The sequence below is a fragment of the Paenibacillus solani genome, from assembly GCF_001277345.1.
Taxonomy (GTDB): domain Bacteria; phylum Bacillota; class Bacilli; order Paenibacillales; family Paenibacillaceae; genus Paenibacillus_AQ; species Paenibacillus_AQ solani.
The window spans coordinates 510,144-532,081 of sequence record NZ_LIUT01000001.1 but is presented as its reverse complement, the minus strand read 5'-3'; the positions used below and the strand labels follow the sequence as shown (position 1 = coordinate 532,081).

Genomic DNA, 21,938 nt, shown 5'->3' with positions numbered 1-21,938 from the left:
TACGCTTACTTCGCAGTTATGGATATATAAACGGCCAACCCCCCGTTACCGATGGAATCGAACCGGATTTTACCGTTCATGCCTCTCACCCGCTCTTTCATGCCGCCAATCCCCATGTTGTTAAACGGATCAGGCTTCTGGCTTAAATCAATGCCAACTCCGTTGTCTTCATAACTCAGATTTACCACATCCGATTGGGTCGACAAGGTCAGCTTCACCTCGGTCGCATTGGAATGTTTGGTTGCATTGGCGAGCAGTTCTTGCACAATCCGGTACAGTCCAATCAAATGGTCATCACTGATGTCATCATCGAAATTGGAGCAGTCAAATTGGATCGAGTAATTGGTTCGCAGTTGTGTGAATTCAAACAACGCCTCTAGTGAACGCTCGAGCCCCTCCTCCTTCAACAGGGGAGGTCGCAGCTCATTGCATGTGATTCGAATCTGATAGATGACATCCAAAAGCCCCTGTTCAATTTCCTCTAATTGCTCACGATAATGCCCCGGCAGCTCGCGATCCGACGTAATCAGATTTAATTTTCTGTACCAAATAATTTGCTCCTGAAGCGCAGCATCATGAAGGTCCTGGGACAGTCGCTTACGTTCATTCTCAGATAAATGCAGCATCAGCCTTAACAGCCATACAGGCATAATCTGCTGCGACGAACCCAGATTCTCCAATTCTCTCGTCAGATCCTCGATGACGCGGAAATTATCGTATAAGACGCTTGCATATCGGGATATAGTCTCCAACCATATCTTTTTGGCGTCGATCATGAGCAAAGGGACTTCCCCTCCAAGACAGACGATGCTGCTATCCCCGTTCATATCTCCGATCTTGACAAAATATCCATCTGAGGACTCAAACAATCTACAAAGCGGGATATGCTCAGGACCGTGCGTATGGATTGCTTGAAGTACCCCCTCCGGCAGCTCTTTATTGCCGCCTTGTACCTTGATATGTAAGCTGTGATGGTTGATTCGGATGAGACTTACTCGATCTGTCCCTAGCACCTTCCTTATTTCCTGCACGATACGGACGTTCAATTCGCTTATTTTTACCATCCCGAAAAGATCGGAAGAGAATTGGTCCAAACTCATTTGCAGCCTGAAATACCGATCTTCGCTTTCCCGGACAAGCTGTTCGGCTGCATTCCGCTCCCGTTCGGCCTGCTTCTGTTCCGTCACATCTCGAATAATGGTAAGTGCGATATTATTGCCTATATAAGCGATTGGTGTCGTAATGGCCTCAATATCAATAATTGTTCCATCCAGCTGTACCAGTTTGTTTCCGGAGAGTTTCGAGGTATTTCCGCTTTCGTACACTTGTTCAACTTCTGAAACTACAAACTCGACCTGGTCCGAAGGAATAAAGTCCTGAAACGAAGTATTCGCTAATTGAGCGATATCCTGGATACCCAATAAGGAAAAACCTGCAGGGTTCGCATAAATACAAGAAAAATCAGAGTGCAGCAGCATCGCTACAGGAGCGATATCCAAGATATGACGGTTGATGCGGTCACTCTCCATAAGGGCCCGTTCCGCTGATTTCCGCGCGGTTATATCCTCGAAAAAGATTTCAAATGCATCAGATTCTGCATCATACAGGGCCGTCGCCACGACATCCACCCGCTCTCCGTCAACCCGCCTTATGGATAATTCCTCGGGAACAACTTGCCCTGCACGAATAAGCTTGGTAAGCCGCTGACAAGCCCACTCCTCATACGGATCGAGCACCCAATCCCAAGGGTTCGTGCCCAGGATATTCTCGGATCCAGGCGCGCCGAGGATACGTAGTCCAGCCGGATTTACATACATAAGCTTCCGGTCTTTACAAACCGCAATGGCAATGGGAGAGGACTCGACCAGCCTGCGATACCGATTCATGCTATCCTGGAGCGCCCGTTCCATCTTCTTGCATTCGTTAATATCGTACAGTGCTTCTTCCATCCGGAAGCGGGCAGTGATATCAACGGCTATACCATCCACACGAATAATTTGCCCTAATTCATTCATTGTCGGAATCATCTTTACCTGAACCCAGCGAACGTCACCCGTTGCATGGATAATCCGGTTTTCTGTATGTACGGTCTCCCCTTGTTGAAGCTGCTCAACCAAGGATCCGAACAACGCCATATCCTCTGGATGGATCATTGTTTGCCAGGATAGGCCGTTCGCAAAATCGCGCTCGGAATATCCTGTAATTTTATGAAATCCCAAAGACATATTCTGGATCCCTTTTGTGCCGAAATCGTAGGACCAGATGCCAATATCCATCATAAGCAGCATATCATCCAACATACGAAATCTATGTTGAGCCATGTGCAAGGCCTGATTGCTTAATCTTCGTTGATGACCGCTTCTGTACATGAATATTATGAAAATATGAATAATGATAACCAATACCAAGATGATTGCCCCTAAGTAATAGCTACACATGATATTTGATGTTCTCCTTATGGTGTATGCTTGCAACTGAGTCATGCGTTATCGCGCATATCGAATACCAGCTGTGAAAAGCAAATTCAATGGCAGCCATATCATTTATCGGCAGATTCTTCATAAATGCGAAGATCAAGCGCTTAGAAAATTTAAACATTGTTGCTAATTGTCGTATTATGCGATAACAATATTTTTTTGAAATTTTCATTCCAGCTTCAAGGATTTTTAAAATTGACGTCGAACTTGACAGGGGGGGTGCTTATCAAAGCGGATGATTCGATATCTATCAAAGGGGTGGGCCTACTGCCAGTGATTAAAGATGTTCTGCTGCAGCTCTTGTTTTCGTTGATGCCTTTTGTCGCATATAACATCTATTACCGAAAACTGACAGTCAATTATTCACGTAATTTCATCATTATCATTTGTTCACTGTGCCTATTGCTGTCCATGACCTTTGCTTCGTCAGTTCAAAGCGGAATAATCTATGATGTACGGTATGTCATTATGTTCTTCGGCATGCTGTTCGGGGGATTCGCAACAGGAGCCATCCTGCTTGTTGAGTTTCTAATCTATCGACTGTACATAGGCGGATCCGGCATGGCCGATGCTATATTAATTTTAATCCTCACTTTTCCGCTGTCCGTTCTATTGTCATTTTTATACCATCAAAGCAAGCATAAATTTTGGATCATTTTCATTACCGGTATCAGCTTCTCGTTCATCCCGCTGATTGTGCTTTACATAACAAAAACAGACTACGTTATGGATAACTTTCTTTTTAATATATTAGCTATTCCTGTTACTAACTCGCTCGGTATTTGGCTGCTTGTCACCCTGTTCAATAAGTCCGTATCCGACAAAGAGCTCTACCTGCGGTATATCCAGAATGAAAAAGCCGAAGCCGTGAATCATGTCGCTGCCTCCCTTGCCCACGAGGTACGCAATCCGCTGACCACTGTGCTGGGGTTCCTGCAATTGATCAAAAGCGGCACGCTTCCCCAGGAAAAGATCGATCGTTTTTTGGATATCAGCATGGATGAGATTCACCGGACCGAACAGATATTGTCCGAGTATCTCTCAATCAGCAAACCACACTTGCCGTTTCAACAGAGAATCGAGCTTACGGCCCAGATCAAGTCTGTCGTCGAGCTCATGACTTCCTATGCCAATATGAGCAATGTCACTCTCAGCGCTGATTACCCATCGTCCCCCCTCTACATTTCAGGCAGTCCGGCAGAGCTCAAGCAGCTGCTGATCAACTTTATCAAGAATGCAATTGAGGCATGCAAAGACGTCGACAACGGCATGGTCAACATTACCGTCTATGAAGAAACGGATCAGGTGACCGTTGAAATCAAGGACAACGGGGTCGGTATGACCCCTGAGCAGTTAAGCCGTCTCGGTTCGATCTACTACTCCACCAAAATGAGCGGCACCGGACTTGGCCTTACGTTCTCCTACCAAGCCATTCAAGCCATGAACGGCAGTGTTTCTGTACGAAGCTCGCCAAGATCGGGAGCCGTGTTTCTCATCACGCTTCCGCATGCTGATCTGAATCCATAAGCGCACATGCAGGGAGCCCGTTAACGTGAAAAAGAGACCTCTTTCGTAATGAAAGAGCGTCTCTTTTTTTATTGGGTCTGCAGCATACTTTCTTGCTCCCTTAAACTTCAACATTATTGATATTTAGGAAGCCAGTCCCCGTGTGCTTCGATCAGGTCATCACACAGATTCTTAATGTCATCGATGGACAACTCCGCCGCGGTATGCGGATCTAACATAGCTGCATGATAGATATGCTCCTTCTTGCCAGTCGCCGCAGCTTCCAGGGTCAGCAGCTGGGTATTAATATTGGTGCGGTTGAGGGCAGCACATTGCGGAGGCAGATCGCCAACATACGTTGGTGTTACGCCGCTGGCATCGACCAGGCACGGAACCTCAACGCAAGCTTCCTTAGGAAGGTTCGTAATCAGCCCGGTATTCATCACATTACCCCCAATTTTGAACAGCACATCGCTCTCGATCGCTTCTAAAATATAGGATGCATACTCATGAGAGCGGTGGTGTGTGAGATCCTGATTGTTTACCAAATCTTCGCGCATCGCCTTCCATCCCTCGATTTGGTTCACACAGCGCCGTGGATATTCGTCCAACGGAATGTTGAAGCGTTCGATCAGCTCCGGATAATTACGCTTGATGAAGTACGGATGGTATTCAGCGTTATGCTCTGACGATTCGGTAATATAGTAACCGAAGTTCAACATCATCTCGAGACGTACCATATCATGATGCTTCTCCTTCTGCTTCTCTGCCGCGCGTTTCTTGATTTCCGGATACAGGTCTACGCCGTCCCTTGTCACTTCAAGGAGCCACGCCATATGGTTGATGCCGGCAATCTTCGCCTGTACACCCTCTTTATCCATCCCGAGATTATCGAACAGATGAGGAATGCAAGCTTGTACGCTATGGCACAAACCTACCGTCTGAATACCACCCAATGTATTCATGGCATTAGTCAACACCGCCATCGGGTTCGTATAGTTCAGGAACAACGCACTCGGACAAACCTCCCGCATATCGGCGGCGAAATCCAGCATGACCGGAATCGTGCGCAGATTCCGAAATATCCCGCCGATACCTACGGTATCCGCTATCGTTTGTCTAAGTCCATATTTCTTCGGTATTTCGAAGTCCGTAATCGTGCAGGGATCGTATCCTCCAACCTGAATGGCATTGATGACATATTTTGCTCCCCGGAGCGCCTCCTTGCGATCACTGTATGATGTAATGACACAGGTGCTGCCGCTGGTCTTCTTTATATTGTTCAGCATGTTCTCCGAGTCTTTGAGACGGATGGGATCAATATCAAACAACGCAAGCTCAAATCCTTGCAAAGCCGGCGTCTGCATACAATCACCCAGTACGTTCTTGGCAAATACGGTACTGCCTGCTCCGATAAATGTAATTTTAGGCATCAATAAATACCCTCCTTAAACTCCATGAATTCATCCGTTATCACAAGACTAACTATATGATAATCGATATTTTTTTAACATGGAGCAAACGAAGTGCAATATGGACATTTGTTGTTTCATTGAGTAAGCTAGCATTAATTCATCATCCATGCATTGAACCATATCGAGGAAGTATTAGGAGGACTTACAACATGTCCCTTTTACCGGATCATACACTCTTCAGAATCAGTGTGAATCCTTCCCCGGGCGGCCATGATTTGAACATCCTGTTCAGCGGTGAAGGTAGTCCCGTGCCTCGGCACAAAATCGGGCCGCTCATCCATGATTACTGCCTCATTCATACGGTGTTGACAGGCCAGGGCGTGTTTGAGTGCGCAGGCACGGTACATCCCTGTAAGCCAGGTGATACTTTCATCATCCTTCCCGGTGTCCTATTCAGCTATGAAGCCGATGACAAAAACCCCTGGCATTACAATTGGGTAGCTCTGCAGGAAAAAGGCACGCATAGGCTGCTGGCCGACATGGGTGTCACACCGGCAAAGCCGATAATTCATTGCCCGGACGAAGGTGAGCTCCGCTCCCTGGCCGACATGTACCTGCATCTGCGTCAGGGATTTAACCAATCGGATCACCCTTGGCTTGAGGATCTCCAGGCATCCGGGTGGCTGCGATTGCTGTTTCACAAGCTGGCGATACTAAATCGCGAGCATCTTCCATCAAACACCCATGACGTGCCGGATATTGAGCGGGGCGTGAGGCAGACCGAACGCTGGATATCAACCCAGTATCACCAGCAGCTGTCCATTGATCAAATGGCCAAGACGCTTGGCTATCATCGGGCTCATCTGTCCAAAATGTTCAAACAGCATACAGGCTTGTCCCCTATGCAATACCTCACGAAGGTGCGTATCGATAAGGCAAAGTCACTTATGAAGTCCTCCTTCTCCATTCATGAAATCGCCTCCTCCGTCGGATACACTGATCCGCTCTATTTCTCCAAGCAATTCCGCAAATGGACAGGCTTAACTCCGAGCGATTATAAGAACAGCCTGGAGAAAAGCACTTCCTAGTTAATTGTTGCTTGTATAGGGTCGCCGTCTATATTCAATATACAAATACAATAAGAGGGGTACCGGCAATTCAGCCGGCAGCCCCTCTTTATATATCACTATTCTATTTAAGCCTGCGCCTCATACAACTGGACGATCTCGATAATCGTTTGAACAGCCAGCACCATATTGTCGGCGGACACATATTCGTATCGGCCATGGTAGTTCTCCCCGCCTGTGAAAATATTAGGTGTCGGCAGGCCCATATAAGACAATTGTGAACCATCGGTGCCACCGCGGATCGGTTCGATGATCGGCTTGATTCCAAGCTTCTCCATTGCCGTCTGCGCGATGTCGACTACTTGTTTGACTGGTTCGATTTTCTCCCGCATATTGTAATATTGATCCTTCATCTGGAGGATGATCCGCTCCGCTCCGTACTTGTGCTGAAGCTCTTCCACAATGGCGGCAAGCTTGGCTTTTCTTCCTTCAAATAGCTCACGATCATGGTCGCGGATAATGTAACGAAGTTCAGTTAACTCCACATCGCCTTCGATGGAGGAAAGATGATAGAATCCCTCATACCCTTCGGTATGTTCAGGCGCTTCTTCCGCAGGCAGCATGCTGTTCAGCTCCATGGCGATTTTCGCGGCGTTCACCATTTTCCCTTTTGCCGTACCCGGATGAACATTCTTGCCTTTGCAAGTCACAAGTGCGGCTGCTGCATTAAAGCTCTCGTATTGAAGTTCTCCTAATGGACCGCCATCCATCGTATACGCATATTTAGCACCAAAGGCATCTACATCGAATTTATGCGGGCCTCTTCCAATCTCCTCATCCGGCGTAAAGGCCACGCGGATCTTACCGTGCTTCAGCTCCGGATGCCGGATCAGATAATCCATCGCAGTCATAATCTCCGCAATCCCCGCTTTATCATCAGCTCCGAGCAAGGTTGTTCCATCCGTTGTTACGAGTGTATGCCCCTTATAGCCATGCAGCTCCGGGAAATCCTGCGGAGACAGTACCACATTCTGTGCTCTATTCAGTATGATGTCCTGGCCATCATATTGTTCAATAATCTGCGGCTTGACCCCGGCCCCTGTAAAATCGGTGGCTGTATCAATGTGCGCCAAAAAGCCGATTGTTGGTATAGGCTTATCCGAGTTAGCTGGCAGTGTGGCCATCACATATCCATTCTCATCCATGGTTACATCCTGCATGCCGATTTCCTTCAGCTCGTCCACCAGCAGCTGCCCTAAGGTCAGCTGGCCGGGCGTTGAAGGACAGGTATGGCTGTTCTCGTCTGACTGCGTATCGACTTGTGCATAGGTGATGAGCCTGTCGATTACTTCTTTTTTCATAAATTCTCAGCTCCAATACGTAGGGGTATGTAAGATGCATCGCTCAAAATCCAACAAGAGTATACCATATAGGGCGCACTCAAAAAAATCACCGCTCTCTCTCAGCATGAAGAGAGAACGGTGATTGTTTGGAATAAGACTTTCCCTTTATTCGAAAGCTGGAAGCGCGATCTCCGAATAGTTCTCTTCAAAGAACTTTTTCACTTCAGGGCTGGTCATTGCCTTTGCAAGCTTCTGAATCGGTTCGGAATCGACATTATCTTTGCGGGCTACCAGTGTAATGGTGAAATCCGAATCGTTGCCTTCGGTTACGAGACCATCCTTCTTAGGTGTAAGTCCCAGAGGTTTCGCATATGCTGGTGTCATGGCGACCATATCGACGTCGTCAAGGGTACGGGCCAGCATCAGCAGATCCACCTCGGTGAACTTGTATTGGTGCGGGTTCTCCACGATGTCGGCTTGGGTTGCCTTAATGCCGACACCTTCCTTCAGCTTAATCAGACCGTTCTTCTCAAACATCACAAGGGATCGGCCGATATTGGAAGGATCGTTAGGAATCGCTATCGTTGCGCCATCCGGAAACTCTTCGATGGTTTTGTATTTCTTGGAATAAGCACCAAAAACGGCATTATAGATCGGTGTGACCGGAACCAGCTCCGACCCGTTATTCGCATTGTACTCTTCCATGTACGGCACATGCTGGAAGAAGTTCGCATCCACTTCTTTATGAGCGAGCGCATTGTTCGGCTGCACGTTATCGGACAGAATTTGAATATCCAGATTGATGCCTTCTTCCTTCAGCATCGGCTTCACCAGTTCCAGCACCTCAGTCATCGGGGGAATGAGTGTTGCAACTTTTAAGGTGACTTCTTCTTTTGCTTGAGGCGATGTGCTTTCTGCAGCTTCGTCTTTAGTTGCCTGCTGCCCGCAGCCCGCAAGCACCAGCAAGAGAGTCAGCATAAGCAGCGTGAATTTTTTATTCATTGTAGGTTTCCTCCAGGTAAAATAATCTTTATAAATACGTTCAAAAACATAATTAAACCTTTCTCTTATCCAGCAGTCTGGACGCTAGGCTACCGCCGTACTGAATCGACTGTACCAGAATGATCATAATGATGACCGTAAACGTCATAATCTCTTCCTCAAAACGCTGATACCCGTAGCGGATCGCAAAATCGCCGACGCCGCCCCCGCCTACAATCCCCATGACTGTGGAGTACGAAATAAAGCTGATTGTTGAGGTTGTCAGTCCGAGCGTCAGGCCGGATCTGGCCTCCACATACAGAAATTTGAATATCATCTGAATCGTGGATGCCCCCATGGAAGCGGCAGCCTCCATCACTTCCTTCGGCACCTCCAGCAGGGATTGCTCGACCAGCCTGGAGTAGTATGCCACCGCAACGACGGATAAAGGCACCGCTGCGGCCAGCGTCCCGAGGGATGTGCCAACGATCCACCTTGTGACGGGAATCATAATCACAACAAGCAGCAGAAACGGGAATGACCGGATGATGTTTACGAGAACATTCAGAATGGAGAACAATAGGCGATTCTCGTATTGTTGGCCTTTTCGGCACAGAAATAGCAGTGTTCCGACCGGAAGACCCAGTATTATAGCAGCAGCGATCGAAATGCCCACCATGATGAACGTCTCGCCAATCGCCCGCCATATCTCATGCTGATACTGGAAGACATGGGCAAAATAATCGTTCATATAATGAATAATATCATTCATGATACCCAAATCCCCTCGTTTCTCCCGCACCGTCCGTTGATGTTTCAGACATCGGAGCAGCCTCTCCATCTCCTGGGTGATTACGATACGTGCGGATCAAACGCCCATGATCGATCACAGACACATAGTCGCAAATTTCGTTCACCACATTCATTTCATGGGAAACGATCACGATGGTCACCCTCAGCGTCCGGTTAATATGTCTTAACACATCCAAGATATCCGCCGTTGTCTGCGGATCTAAAGATGAGGTCGGCTCATCGCACAACAAGACGGTCGGCGAATTGGCCAAGGCTCTGCCAATGGCTACCCGCTGTTTCTGCCCGCCGCTCAGCTGAGCGGGATATGACTTTGCTTTATCCTCCAGCCCGACAAAACGCAGAACCTGCTGGACACGACTCGCCCGTTCGGCCTTCGGTACCTTTGCCAGTTCAAGCGGCATGGACACGTTGCCCCAAACCGTCCGGTTGCTAACCAGTTGGAACAGCTGAAAAATCATGCCGATCGATCTTCTTGCCTCCCGAAGCTCCCTGCCGCCAAGGGCGGTCAGCTCCTGGCCGTTCACAATGACTTTACCGGAATCGGGTTTCTCCAGCAGGTTCATCATGCGCAGCAGCGTCGATTTTCCGGCTCCGCTCGTGCCGATGATCCCGTGTATGCTGCCCTCCTTAATATCAAGAGAAACAGCGTCTATAGCCTGGTAACGGTCCGTGCCGCTGCCAAAGCATTTACTGACCTCTTGCAGCGAGATCATCATAATCCCCTCCTAGCACATGAAGAAAGCCCGCTTGGCTATACAGCCTGCGAGCATGTTATGCTGCAACAACTATTGAATCATACCACAAATTTAGACAAATTGTGACACGACTTCTTCGATGATATCGATTCTGCGGCTTACCCGCGGCACTCAGGACAAATAAAGCTGATGTCCATACATGCCTGTCAAGCGTTCAACTGCCTTATCCAAAAGACCTTCTTCAAAGCCCTCCAAACCTTCAATCGCTTGAATTTTATCCGCTGGCGACATCTCTTTCTGCAGATGCAAGCTCCAGTTTACAATCGCCTGTATGGCTTCCTCATGCTCGAACTGACTGTAATAAATATGCGCTTTATACAGATAACTGTCGGCATGATCGGGAACCAGCTTCAGCACCTCGTCAAATGCTGCCAATGCCGCATCTTCATCCTGATCCTTGTAATAAATCTGTCCCAGTCTGAAATAGGCACCCGGATGTCCCGGTGAAAGCTCCAGCACTTGCAATGTATCTTCCTTCGCGCGGGCATAATCCCCCATGGAATAATATATTCCGCTTCGCAGGCTGTACAGATTCCCCTGCACCGGGTTCAAGCTGAGCCCTTGGGCGCAGTCCGCCAATCCCCGCTCAAGCTGGCCGGTCTCCACAAAGCAAACGGCGCGGAATTCATAAAATCTCGGATTCGACGGTTGTGCCGAAATAGCCTGGGAATAGGCATCGATGGCAAGATCCCACATGCCCATCTCCTTATAGATATGACCGCTTGCTGCCAGATACGTCGGATGCTCTGAAAAAGACTCCTCCTGCCTGGCCGCCTCTTGCAGTTCGAGCAGCGCTTCCTCGTTACGTCCTTGCAGATAGAGCACATAACTCAGCTTGTTGCGGATTTCAGTCCCATCCTGAAGCGCAATAGCTTCCTTCAGAGCCTGCTCTGCAGAAGGAAGATCATTCATTTCCATGTAAATATCGGCACGCTGCACATAGTTAGGTGCGTCATCATCCTCAAGCTTAAGCAGCTTGTCATTGATCGCCAGAGCCTCCCCTTGACGACCCAGCCGATAGTAGCAGTCGGCCATCCAATAGCAGGCGAGCGGGGAGTCGGGCTGTCTTGCGTACAGTTTCGAGATCAGCTCATAGGCCGGTTCTTCCCTGCCATCCTCGCGATAAATCCGGGCCAAATCGAAATATGCCCGATAATCGTCGGGTGCTGCTTCTATCACCTGCTCCAAATCCGCTTTGGCAGCAGCTTTGCTGCCCGATCGGTTTAATACCTCCGCTCTCTTTAAGTAAAGGTCGTATGAATCCGGATACCGTTCAATGGCCTCCGACAGATAGCGCTCTGCCTGTCCCATGTCCCCAAGCTGTATATACAGGTCTGCCATAGGTTTTCGAAAAGAGTATACTTCCCGCACTTGCCGCTGAAACGTCTGAAAGGCACCATAGCTATAATTGGTGCTGCCCGCAAACATTGCATAACCGCTATCCGCTTCCGCCTCATACCGATCGACCAGCTGGATTCCCTCCTGCAGAACGCCTATGGCTTCCTGCACATGATCCATCAGATCCAGCGATACGGACAGCATATAGTAATACATGGGAATGGCACGCTCGGGCTTTTGGATGCTTAGACGAAAATAGTGCGCAGCTTCCTCCGGGTTACCGCTCTCATAATAAGTCATGCCCAGTTCATAGTAGGTCGAAATAACCGTGCTGTCATCCTCTCTTTTAATGCTTTCCTTCAGATCCCTTATCGCCTCGTCATACTGGTTCAAATCCTTATAGGCAATTCCCCGCGTATACCAATTCAGATAATTATCGGCATTCAAGCGAATCGCTTCATTTAAATCTTCAATTGCTTCAAGCTCCCGATTCAATTCACGCAAAATATGCGCTCGGCGCTCATAAGCGCGGTGGCTGCCGCTTGTATCAATCACCTGTCCCAAATAAGCTACAGCCTCTTCCGAATGACTGCTGTTGTGCAGCAGTTCCGCATAGAGCAGCTTATCATTGAAACGGATAATGGCTTCTTCACCTTTTCTCATATATTTAAGGGCTTGTTCAAAATCCCGCTTCTTCCGGTAATGGTTACCGATACGGAACCAGATCCACTTCATCAACTTCATGGTAGCTCATCCTTTATATGTAGATGTTATTCTATGACTTATGCACTTAGAGCACAGGACTCCTCCCTCTCATCTATATATTATACTTCCTCTACCTCCATTTGTACCCAAATGAAAGAGGAACCTAGCAGGCTCCTCTTTAGATGTATACTCTATTATATTGTATGATGATGGCAATCATGTCCACTCCAGCGCACAAAATCTAATACACCTTATGAATCACATCTTCGAAATCGGGATCTTCCATATCAATATCATCCAGCTCACCCCAGCGGCCCAGCTCTTTAAAAATATCAAGCGTCTTCATCTCGCGGCGGTTGACTTCTATTGTGACTGTATTGTCCAGAGAGCTTGTCACCCGGATGGGGACGGCAGGATTCCCTTGCCTCTGGAATTGCTCAGGGATTGCAAAAGGGCCGCGAAACGTCACGGTAATGACCGTAGGCAGTCCGATCGTATCACGCAAGGAATTTACCGTGCCATCATAGGAGAGCTCACCGTTATTGATAACCATCACCCGATTGCACAGCTGCTCGATATCATCCATATCATGGGTCGTCAGCAGAATGGTTTTGCCGAATTGTTCATTGATCAGCTTGAGAAAATGGCGGATATTCCGCTTGGCGTTCACGTCCAGCCCGATGGTCGGCTCATCCAGGAACAGCACGTCAGGATCATGCAGTATCGCGGCCGCAAGGTCAGCGCGCATGCGCTGCCCGAGCGACAGCTTGCGTACAGGCGTTTCCCAGAACGCCTGTAGATCGAGAAGCTCTGCAAACTGTCCGAGCCTCCGCTCCTTGTCCCCCACATCCACGCTGTACATTTTGGCCAAAATATCGTAGGAGTCCTTCACCGGCAGGTCCCACCAAAGCTGGCTGCGCTGACCGAACACCACGCCCAGGTTGTTCACGACGCTGCGCCGCTCCTTGTGCGGATTCATGCCTCTGATCGTTACGTGACCCGAGGTGGGATGGAGAATGCCAGTCAGCATTTTGATCGTGGTGGATTTGCCGGCCCCGTTCGGACCGATGTAACCAACGAATTCCCCCGGCTGCACTTGAAAGCTGATTCCCTTCACGGCTTCCTTCGTCCGGTATTCTCTCGTAAACAGGGTTCGCAGCCCGGAGAAGCGCCCCTCTTTCACAACTGGCGTTTTGAATTCCTTGCGTATGTTATGAACTTCAATCATTGATGCGTTCCTCCCTTTAGCTCCCTGTACTTTGATACTTCGTCAATCCAAAATGCCAGAACTTCAGACTTAGGCAGAGGCATAAAAGAGCAACTCCAGCCAACGCAGGCAGCACCCAGACTCCAAGCTCGCCCCGCAGTATGTATAACGACGGAATATAATTGACCAAACCGACCGGAACCACGATCAAGAGAATCGACGACATCCATTTGGGATAAAGGGTAAGCGGATATTGGGCTGCCGTCCGGGCCGCATCTTCTGTCAGATTCTGAAGCTCGGTGATCCGAGTCGTCCAGAAACCGAAGGTTGCGGTCGCGAGACCAATCGAGAATAGGATGACGGCGCCCGTGACAATAATGTACAGCGATTGCGGCACCGCGCTCCAGCCCACTTGACCTGCCGCCATCATGCCATGCAGCGACCACCAGAGCAGAAAGCCGCCCTGCAGCACTTCACCCAGCATGATCCGGAATTTCTGCGGCATGAGCGCCAGCAGTACCGGCATGGGACGGGTCAGCAGCTGATCAAGCTCACCGTTAACCAGGTAGTGTTCAAGATGGTGCACTTCATCCGCAAACGTCCGATAAAGCGTCTTCGACAGCGTCATAACCGCAAATAAATACCCGATTTCATGCATGGACCAGCCCTGAATGGCTCCGAACTTGAAGAGGACAATGGCGACCATGAGAAACTCGGAAATTTGGATTAACGCGGCAAGAAATGATGCCAGGATGAAGTTGAATTTGTATTGCATGCGGCTTTTGATGCTCGTTCGAATGAGCAGAGCATACAGAGATAGCCAGGATCTTGTTGTCATCCTCCTTGCACCTCCACTTTCCGCCTCAGGAAGCCGGTAGCCAGCAGACAAGTCAGCGTCAGCAGAACGCACCATAAGAGTGTTCCCCACAGATAGGAGACATCATCGAAGCCCAAATAGATCCGGGTCGGCACATAGAGCAGATACGGATAGGGCGACCACCAGGCAATCGTCTGGAGCCAGCCCGGCAGCCATTCAATGGGAATGAAGAAACCTGCTAAGAGATTGATCATTGCGTGGTTGCCCCAATACAACCAGGACGATTCCGTTGTCCATAATGCGGATGCGCCGATGAGATAGTTGATGCAGATCGATAAATAGGCAGCACCTGCGAGCGCAATGGCAACGTAGAGGAAGGTGACTGCTTTTCCGGGCAGCTGCAGCGAGAAAGCGAAGTAATACACCAGGTAGATCGGGATTGATTTGTAAACGAATTGATAGGCGATTTGTCCCCATTCCTTGGCCATCAGATGACTGAACAAATGAACGGGACGCATTAAATCCAGAGAAATATGGCCGGTTCGCACGGCTTGGGGAATGCCGAGGCCATTCGTCACGAAACTGGAAACCCAGAGTGCGGCTTGCGTAAAGGCGATATAACCGACCATTCCCTGCGTTCCATAATCTCCGAGCGCGTAGTCTGCACCGAGACCAAGCCAGATACAGGCATACATGAAGCCGAACATCGCGCTGGCGATATTATGCACCATGTGGGCGCCACGGTACTGCAAATTGCGGGCATAGGCTTTGGAAGCCAATGTGAAATAAAGCATGAAGCACCTCCGATAAGCATTTTAGATGGCGGTCCCATCCACTTCAGACAAGGCGAAAATGAGAGAAGGACAATAGCATACCAGAACGTTCCATTTCAGGCAAGGATTTTTTGTAAGCGAAATCAGTGACAAGATCCGGCAGGCAAAAAAGAAGCCTTCTCCTCCCAAGGCGATTGAGAACAACCATCTTGAGTATGCAAAGACTTCACTGTTATGAAACATATTGAACGGGCGGAGCATCCTCTTACCAAGCTTAGGAGGCTCATGCTTTGAAAACTATATATCTCGTATCTGAGAGCTTGGAGAAATGAGTTCAAACTTGTCAAATCACGTCCCTGTGTTTCATCGGCCCCTGAATCTCGCCGAAATAGTCTACCAGGAATGACTGGAACTCCTTTGCTGCCTTGGACAAATAGCGCCGCTCCAGCCAGGCTATAGTGAAGGTGCGGTAGCAGGAAGGCTTCTCAATGCGCACCATGGCGTAGGGCGGCTTTTCGTCCCCTCTGCAGCCAGGTACAAAGGCAGCTCCAAGTCCGGCGGATACGAGACTAACTATAGCTGCCGGTTCATCCACTTCACAGACGACATCACGGCTGATCCCCGCCAACCGGCAGAACTCCTCGTTCATTTTTCGAAACGGGTGACCTGCTTTGTATTCGATGAATGCTTCTCCTGCAACCTCCTGAAGGGAAATGCTGGTCCGTCCAGCCAATCGATGATCGTAAGGCACCGCCAGGAACACCTCCGCATGGAGAACCGGGATCTCCTGAATGTTGTCTTCTTCCAATGCCGCTGCAGTAAAGCACAAATCGACTTCTCCGTTTCCCAGCATCTGCACCATCTCCATGGTGGAGTCAGGCGGGATTTGAATAATGCGAAAATTCACGTCAGGATATCGCTCGCGAAAAGCGCCCAGGGCTTTGGATAGCCGGGGTAAAGCCGTTGTAGCTATGCGGATGCTCCCCCGCTCCATGCCTGCCAAATCGGACACCTCTCTCTTCCCTTCTTCAATGGCAGCTAAAGCCGTATCCACGCTTTTCAAAAAAGCCCTTCCGAATGAATTAAGCTTGATTTGCCGATTCTGCCGATCAAACAGTTGTACTCCCAAATCCTCCTCCAACCGGGCAATCGTCTTGCTAAGCGCAGGCTGAGCAATGCGGAGTTCCTTGGCGGCTTTTGTCATGTGTTCCATTCGGGCCACCGTCTGAAAATATTGCAGCTGCAGCAGTTCCACGGAATCTTCCTCCTTAATTGATAACCTATAGTATATGAATGCATGTCATAATATATATTTTCACTTATTAACTATCGATTGTAGAATGAATCGTAACCAAAGGGAAGGGGGAAATAACATGAACGAACATCAGCAACAACCACCATCGGCTGAAAAGCTAATACGTATTCTCGCTTTTACGATGATTCTCTCGTCGATGAGCGCAACGATGTTTAATATCGTGCTTCCGGAAATAAGCAAGCAGTTCCAGCTATCCATTTCCCAGGTCAGCTGGGTATCTTCAATCTATATGCTGATATATGCCATAGGTTCTGTCATATACGGGAAATTAGCGGATACCTATAAACTCAAAAATCTGCTCACTTTCGGTTTGCTCCTCTTCTTTGTCGGTTCCATTGCAGGGTTATCAGCACAAGCCTACTGGATGGTCCTGCTGGGCCGGATACTTCAGGCTGCAGGGGCAGCCGTTATTCCTGCAACCGCCATGATCATTCCCGTCCGTTACTTCCCTGCAGAGAACCGGGGCCGTGCGCTCGGTATAACCGCTACCGGCCTCGCGATCGGAAACGCAATTGGACCGGTGGTCTCGGCTTTGATCGTCAGCGTGTTCCACTGGAGATGGCTCTTCTGCATTCCGCTGTTGATTCTCGTCACCTTGCCCCTATATCGTAAATATTTAGGCAATGAACAAGGCCAAGGCGGACGAATCGATTGGCTCGGAGGCGGCCTTCTGGCAGGGACGGTTGCGCTTCTGCTCCTTGCGGTGACACAGGGAGGCTGGATATATGGCTTAAGCAGCTTGATCTTGTTCTTATTATTCCTCCTGCGCATTCGATCGGCTAAAGCCCCTTTTGTTCAGCCCCGTTTATTCCGCAACACCAGCTATACCGTCGGTCTTGTTCTCGGCATGTTCATTATGAGCGTCGGCTACGCACTGCCTTTTCTTACCCCACAGCTGCTGGCAGATCTCAACGGTCTGGCTCCGGGATGGATCGGATTTGTAATGGTACCGGGAGCCGTCGTCACGGCTATGCTGGGAGGAAGAGGTGGTAAACTCGCAGATACCAGGGGAACCCGCTATTTATTCTATGCGGCATCCACCCTGCTGCTGCTGTGCTTTGCCCTGTTGTCTACCTTCGCTGGCGTTTCGCCGCTTCTAATTGCACTGTTTCTAATCTTCGGCAATGTGGGCCAAATGTTTATGCAAATTTCGCTCTCCAAAACGATATCCTTGTCGCTGCCCAAGGAGCAGACCGGCGTCGGCATGGGACTATTCTCCCTGCTTAACTTTCTGTCCGGCGCAATCGCCACTGGGGTATACGGCAAAGCCGTCGATCTTGGCGCTGAAAGTTCCTGGAATCCACTGAACCCATTCCAGGGCGCCTCCACTTACAGCAACATCTATATCATCCTGGTTGCTCTGCAAGCTGGAGTTCTTCTATTGTTCATGCTGCAATTTGGCAAAGCGAAGCAGCGTAAGCTGCTGGTTCAAAACAACGGGCTCTAAATGAGGCTAGGACAAGAATTGTGTAAAGGCTGAGTTTGCCCGCATATTACTTGGCATGATATGAAGCCCGGCTAAAGGGACACTGCAACTATATTTTACAAGCTCAAAAGAAAACCACCGGAGCTACAACAATCGGCTTTTCAAGCCTCTCCGGTGGTTCTGCTATTCCGTTTTAATACTTAGTCCAATAAACAAAATGTGCAAATATCACAGTTTATGCCGGGTAATCTCTATGCGGCAACCTTAGAACATCATAGTAGTACTGGGCGTTAAAAATACGCATCTTTTTCTTGCCATGGATCCGAATATTACATCGCTGCCCGCTTTAACTGACTGTAATACAAGTCGCTGTAAAAGCCTCCCTGCTTCAGCAGCTCATCATGGGAACCCTGCTCCAGCAGACGCCCATCCTTCAGTACCAGAATACGGTCCGCCGAGCGGATCGTGTTGAGACGGTGGGCAATGACGAAGCTCGTCCGCCCTTTCATCAACCGCTGCAACCCTTCCTGGATTTTAATTTCCGTTACGGTGTCGATGCTGCTTGTCGCTTCATCCAGCACCAGCATCGAAGGGTTAGCCAGAATCGCCCTCGCGATCGCAAGCAGCTGCTTCTGGCCTTGGCTGATGCCGCTGCCGTCAGGCTTGAGCAGCTTGTCATAACCGTCCTTCATCCGCACGATAAAGGAGTGAGCATTGGCCAGCTTCGCAGCCTCCTCCACTTCTTCATCGGTGGCGTCCAGCCGACCGAAACGAATATTCTCCCGGATTGTGCCTTGGAACAGGAACGAATCCTGCAGCACAAAAGCCATCTGCGAGCGCAAGCTCTCCCTGCGGATCGAAGAGATATCCCTTCCATCCAGGGTAATGCTCCCACTATCCGGATCGTAAAACCGGGAGAGAAGCTGGATTAAGGTGGTCTTTCCTGCACCGGTCGGACCAACCAGGGCAATCATCTCACCAGGCTTCGCTTCAAAACTGATTCCTTCCAGAGTATCTCCGTCTTTCTCATAAGAAAACGAGACATTGTCGAACTTCACCGCACCCTCTACGCTTTTTAGCGAGACAGCAGCGCCTTCATCCTTCGCCTCCACCTCTTCGTCCAGCACCTCGAATACTCGTTCCGCGCCCGCTATAGCAGACAGCAGCGTATTCCATTGATTCGCCAGATCGTTCAGTGGCCTCGTAAACTGTCGCGCGTAACTCTCGAATATAATGATGACGCCAATCGTAATATGGCCCTTAATCGCCATAATGCCGCCAATGCCCGCTACGATGGCAAAGCTTAAATTGTTGAGCCCATTCATAAGTTTGGGGATAAAGCCCGAAATGCTCTGCGCCCAAAAGCCCGATAAACGAATCCGTTGATTTCGCTCATCAAATTCGCGTACAACGCGTTCTTCCTGGGAAAAAGCCTTAATAATCCGCTGCCCCGACAGCGTCTCTTCAATATAACCATTCAGATCCCCGAGGTTGCTCTGACGTTCTTTGAACAAGGGGCCTGTTCGCCGGGTAATCCAGCGCATGCCCATCATCATGAGCGGCACAACCAGGAATGTCAGCAGCGTCAGGAGCGGACTAAGCCATAACATAACGGTTAATGTGCCGATCAAGGTCAGTACGCTCGAGAAAATTTGGATCGCCGAGCTGTTCAGCGTTGAACTTACGTTCTCGATATCATTTGTCAGACGGCTCATAATCTCGCCCTGTTGACGCTTTCCGTAAAACGGAATCGGCAGCCGATGCAGATGTGTAAACAGATCCATCCTCATCCGGTACACCGTCTCTTGAGCGATGCCGATCATCCAGACGTTATGCAGCCAGGTGGTTAAAGCCTGTAGGACATAGACGGCGGCCAACCCAACGAGAAAATACAACCAGGCCGAGTCGATGGAGCTGCCCGGTTTACGCACATCATCCAGAAATTTGTCCACCCCGACGCCAAGAAGATAGGGACCAAGCAGTGCCAATCCCGAGCTGATCATTACCATCAGCAGCACCAGTGCCAGCTTCCCTTTTCGTCGGGCAAGATAAGCCCATATCCTGGAGAGGGTCCCCGACCAGTTTTTGGCCTTGGCTTTCGGCTTGCCGCCACGGCTGCCTACATCCTTGTTTTTATCAAGATCAAGCTTCGGTTTTGGGTGACGAAACGGTTCAGTGAATGCCTTGAGCATGCTGCTGCACCTCCTCTCCGTATTGGGATTCATAGATGCGTCGGTACAGAGAGGAATGCTCCATCAACGTGTCATGGTTCCCCTTTCCAATCAATCGTCCATCATCCAACAGCAGGATCAAATCGGCTGAAGTCGTCGAACTGATCTTCTGCGTGATCAGAAATGTTGTGCAGGACAAATCCTTCAAGGCATCCAGCAGTGCACCTTCCGTTCGCACATCAAGCGCGCTGGTGCTGTCGTCCAGAATCAGTATGGCAGGCTTTCGCACAAGCGCACGTGCAATCGACAGACGCTGCTTCTGACCACCGGACAAGTTGACTCCGCGCTGGCCCAGCATTGTCTCATAGCCATTAGGCAGATGCTCTATCGTCTCATGAATCTGGGCTCGCCGCGCCGCTTCCTGAATTTCTTTCATAGAAGCATCCTCGCGTCCCCAAGCAATGTTCTCCCGAACCGTACCCGAGAAGAGCAACACTTCCTGCGGCACATAACCGATGCTGCTGCGCAGATTCACCTCATCGATCGACCCGGCATCCATTCCGTCAATACATACTGTGCCTCCCTCTTCCTCGTAAAGCCGTGGAATCAGCTGTACTAACGAAGATTTGCCGGAACCTGTTGCGCCCATGATTGCGATCCGCTCTCCGGGCTTTGCCTCAAAGGAAATATCCTTCAGCACATCGATATCGCTGCCAGGATAGCTAAAGCTCACTTGTGCAAATTTTACGCCGCCTTGAATTTCAATCTTGTTCTTCTTGGCTTTGCGAGCGCTGGGCACATCCTCCTCCGTCTTAAGCACTTCCTGCGTCCGCTGAGCCGAGGCCCGCCCGCGTGAGAACGCAACGACAACCCAGGACAGGGCTGACATGGCACCGATACAGCGGAGGGAATAGTTTACTACTGCCACTACCTCGCCCACGCTGGCACTGCCGGCTGCAATGTCCTTGCGACCAAACCACAATACTGCCATGATCCCGGCATTCATAATGAGAAGAACAAAAGGCATCGTCGTCTCCGTTAATCGCAAGGTTGAGACGGTGGTGCTCATCAGCTTGCCGGAGGTACGCCCGAAGCGTTCAATTTCATGACCCATACGTACGAATACGCGTATCAATCGGATCCCTGTCAAATTCTCTTGAATGACACCGTTCACCGCGTCCAGCCGCCGCTGTACATTGCGGAATGCATCCGCCGCCCGCTTCATCATCCAAGCGATAAAGATAAACAAGAGAGGCACGGTTAAGACAAGCAGCAAGCCTAGCTTCACATTCACAACCAATGCCATGATAATGCTTCCTAACACAACTAACGGAACGCGCGTCATAAATCGCAAGCCCATAAACACCGTATCCTGAATCTGAGTGACGTCACCCGTAAGCCTGGTTATCAACGATGAGGTAGCAAACCGGTTAAATACCGAATACGAGAAGGACTGCACCTTTTCATACAATTGATCACGCAGATCATAGCCTAGTCCCTGACTCGTATGCGCCGCAAAAAAGGAGCTGGATATTCCAGCTATAAAGGCAATGATAGCGCTTCCGGTTAAAACGGCACCCCATGTCCATACAACGGTCAAATCCTGTTTCTGAATGCCTTCGTCAATAATTTTGGAGATGAGCAGCGGCTGTATGAGCTCAACCGTGAGCTCGATCAGCATCATCGTCAGCGCGGCAAAGGCTGCTACGCGGTACTTTTTCAAAATCGAGAAAACCATTCCCATATGCATTCCTCCGAAGCTGAAGACCTTTATCATGTATTAACATCCATTACCCGATGGTCTTCATGTAGTAGCAATATTACTTCAT

Annotated in this window: 16 protein-coding genes; 3 read left to right on the top strand and 13 right to left on the bottom strand. The window is 49.5% G+C overall.

Annotated features, from left to right (window positions below; all coding sequences use genetic code 11):
• Positions 1-5: 5 nt before the first annotated feature.
• Complete coding sequence (locus tag AM231_RS02235; RefSeq protein ID WP_242615051.1) at positions 6-2,321, bottom strand: sensor histidine kinase; 2,316 nt, start codon at positions 2,319-2,321, stop codon at positions 6-8.
• Positions 2,322-2,750: 429 nt separating this feature from the next.
• Between AM231_RS02235 and AM231_RS02230 the strand changes: the two genes are divergently transcribed.
• A complete protein-coding gene (locus AM231_RS02230) occupies positions 2,751-4,004 on the top strand; it encodes an ATP-binding protein (RefSeq protein ID WP_242615050.1) in 1,254 nt (417 codons plus the stop codon).
• 113 nt (positions 4,005-4,117) lie between these two features.
• Here the strand turns inward: AM231_RS02230 and melA are convergent, their stop codons facing one another.
• The gene (gene melA, locus AM231_RS02225; protein WP_054401159.1) at positions 4,118-5,416 is read right to left on the bottom strand and encodes an alpha-glucosidase/alpha-galactosidase; all 1,299 of its coding nucleotides are present in this window, start codon (positions 5,414-5,416) and stop codon (positions 4,118-4,120) included.
• Between the two features lie 191 nt (positions 5,417-5,607).
• Here melA and AM231_RS02220 point away from each other — a divergent pair, with 191 nt between their 5' ends.
• Entirely contained in the window at positions 5,608-6,486 is an 879-nt protein-coding gene (locus AM231_RS02220; RefSeq protein WP_054401157.1) for a helix-turn-helix transcriptional regulator, read from the top strand.
• 107 nt (positions 6,487-6,593) lie between these two features.
• Here the strand turns inward: AM231_RS02220 and pepT are convergent, their stop codons facing one another.
• The 9 genes from pepT to AM231_RS02175 form a co-directional block, all read right to left on the bottom strand.
• On the bottom strand, positions 6,594-7,826 hold the full coding sequence (pepT, locus tag AM231_RS02215; RefSeq protein ID WP_054401155.1) for a peptidase T: 1,233 nt from the start codon (positions 7,824-7,826) through the stop codon (positions 6,594-6,596).
• A 147-nt stretch (positions 7,827-7,973) separates the two neighbouring features.
• A complete protein-coding gene (locus AM231_RS02210) occupies positions 7,974-8,810 on the bottom strand; it encodes a MetQ/NlpA family ABC transporter substrate-binding protein (RefSeq protein ID WP_054401153.1) in 837 nt (278 codons plus the stop codon).
• 52 nt (positions 8,811-8,862) lie between these two features.
• Positions 8,863-9,561, bottom strand: a complete 699-nt coding sequence (locus tag AM231_RS02205; protein WP_054401150.1) for a methionine ABC transporter permease — start codon at positions 9,559-9,561, stop codon at positions 8,863-8,865.
• The gene (locus tag AM231_RS02200) at positions 9,554-10,315 is read right to left on the bottom strand and encodes a methionine ABC transporter ATP-binding protein (protein ID WP_054401148.1); all 762 of its coding nucleotides are present in this window, start codon (positions 10,313-10,315) and stop codon (positions 9,554-9,556) included. The genes AM231_RS02205 and AM231_RS02200 overlap by 8 nt, the downstream gene beginning before the upstream one ends.
• Positions 10,316-10,468: 153 nt before the next feature.
• A complete protein-coding gene (locus AM231_RS02195; protein ID WP_054401147.1) occupies positions 10,469-12,439 on the bottom strand; it encodes a tetratricopeptide repeat protein in 1,971 nt (656 codons plus the stop codon).
• Between the two features lie 202 nt (positions 12,440-12,641).
• Positions 12,642-13,628 (bottom strand): ABC transporter ATP-binding protein, encoded by a 987-nt coding sequence (locus tag AM231_RS02190; RefSeq protein WP_054401145.1) that lies wholly within the window; start codon positions 13,626-13,628, stop codon positions 12,642-12,644.
• Positions 13,629-13,644: 16 nt separating this feature from the next.
• The gene (locus AM231_RS02185; protein ID WP_054401143.1) at positions 13,645-14,445 is read right to left on the bottom strand and encodes an ABC transporter permease; all 801 of its coding nucleotides are present in this window, start codon (positions 14,443-14,445) and stop codon (positions 13,645-13,647) included.
• Positions 14,442-15,218 carry an ABC transporter permease gene (locus AM231_RS02180; protein ID WP_054401141.1) on the bottom strand — a complete coding sequence of 259 codons (777 nt, stop codon included), beginning with the start codon at positions 15,216-15,218 and terminating at the stop codon, positions 14,442-14,444. The genes AM231_RS02185 and AM231_RS02180 overlap by 4 nt, the downstream gene beginning before the upstream one ends.
• 322 nt (positions 15,219-15,540) lie before the next feature.
• Positions 15,541-16,452, bottom strand: coding sequence for a LysR family transcriptional regulator (locus AM231_RS02175; RefSeq protein ID WP_054401139.1), 912 nt, complete (start codon positions 16,450-16,452; stop codon positions 15,541-15,543).
• 118 nt (positions 16,453-16,570) lie between these two features.
• Between AM231_RS02175 and AM231_RS02170 the strand changes: the two genes are divergently transcribed.
• Complete coding sequence (locus AM231_RS02170) at positions 16,571-17,959, top strand: MFS transporter (RefSeq protein ID WP_054401137.1); 1,389 nt, start codon at positions 16,571-16,573, stop codon at positions 17,957-17,959.
• A 308-nt stretch (positions 17,960-18,267) separates the two neighbouring features.
• On the opposite strand, the gene AM231_RS02165 is transcribed toward AM231_RS02170, so the two are convergent.
• Both AM231_RS02165 and AM231_RS02160 read right to left on the bottom strand, forming a co-directional pair.
• Positions 18,268-20,130 carry an ABC transporter ATP-binding protein gene (locus tag AM231_RS02165; RefSeq protein ID WP_054401135.1) on the bottom strand — a complete coding sequence of 621 codons (1,863 nt, stop codon included), beginning with the start codon at positions 20,128-20,130 and terminating at the stop codon, positions 18,268-18,270.
• A complete protein-coding gene (locus tag AM231_RS02160; protein ID WP_054403514.1) occupies positions 20,111-21,853 on the bottom strand; it encodes an ABC transporter ATP-binding protein in 1,743 nt (580 codons plus the stop codon). The genes AM231_RS02165 and AM231_RS02160 overlap by 20 nt, the downstream gene beginning before the upstream one ends.
• Positions 21,854-21,938 lie beyond the last annotated feature (85 nt).

Excerpts from the sequence above, each read along its gene's own strand:
- AM231_RS02170 (WP_054401137.1), top strand. The coding sequence starts at position 16,571 with ATGAACGAACATCAGCAACAACCACCATCGGCTGAAAAGCTAATACGT.
- AM231_RS02195 (WP_054401147.1), bottom strand. The coding sequence starts at position 12,439 with ATGAAGTTGATGAAGTGGATCTGGTTCCGTATCGGTAACCATTACCGG.
- AM231_RS02235 (WP_242615051.1), bottom strand. The coding sequence starts at position 2,321 with ATGGCTCAACATAGATTTCGTATGTTGGATGATATGCTGCTTATGATG.
- AM231_RS02190 (WP_054401145.1), bottom strand. The coding sequence starts at position 13,628 with ATGATTGAAGTTCATAACATACGCAAGGAATTCAAAACGCCAGTTGTG.
- AM231_RS02165 (WP_054401135.1), bottom strand. The coding sequence starts at position 20,130 with ATGCTCAAGGCATTCACTGAACCGTTTCGTCACCCAAAACCGAAGCTT.
- AM231_RS02205 (WP_054401150.1), bottom strand. The coding sequence starts at position 9,561 with ATGAATGATATTATTCATTATATGAACGATTATTTTGCCCATGTCTTC.
- AM231_RS02180 (WP_054401141.1), bottom strand. The coding sequence starts at position 15,218 with ATGCTTTATTTCACATTGGCTTCCAAAGCCTATGCCCGCAATTTGCAG.
- AM231_RS02185 (WP_054401143.1), bottom strand. The coding sequence starts at position 14,445 with ATGACAACAAGATCCTGGCTATCTCTGTATGCTCTGCTCATTCGAACG.
- pepT (WP_054401155.1), bottom strand. The coding sequence starts at position 7,826 with ATGAAAAAAGAAGTAATCGACAGGCTCATCACCTATGCACAAGTCGAT.
- AM231_RS02200 (WP_054401148.1), bottom strand. The coding sequence starts at position 10,315 with ATGATCTCGCTGCAAGAGGTCAGTAAATGCTTTGGCAGCGGCACGGAC.
- AM231_RS02220 (WP_054401157.1), top strand. The coding sequence starts at position 5,608 with ATGTCCCTTTTACCGGATCATACACTCTTCAGAATCAGTGTGAATCCT.
- AM231_RS02210 (WP_054401153.1), bottom strand. The coding sequence starts at position 8,810 with ATGAATAAAAAATTCACGCTGCTTATGCTGACTCTCTTGCTGGTGCTT.
- melA (WP_054401159.1), bottom strand. The coding sequence starts at position 5,416 with ATGCCTAAAATTACATTTATCGGAGCAGGCAGTACCGTATTTGCCAAG.
- AM231_RS02160 (WP_054403514.1), bottom strand. The coding sequence starts at position 21,853 with ATGGGAATGGTTTTCTCGATTTTGAAAAAGTACCGCGTAGCAGCCTTT.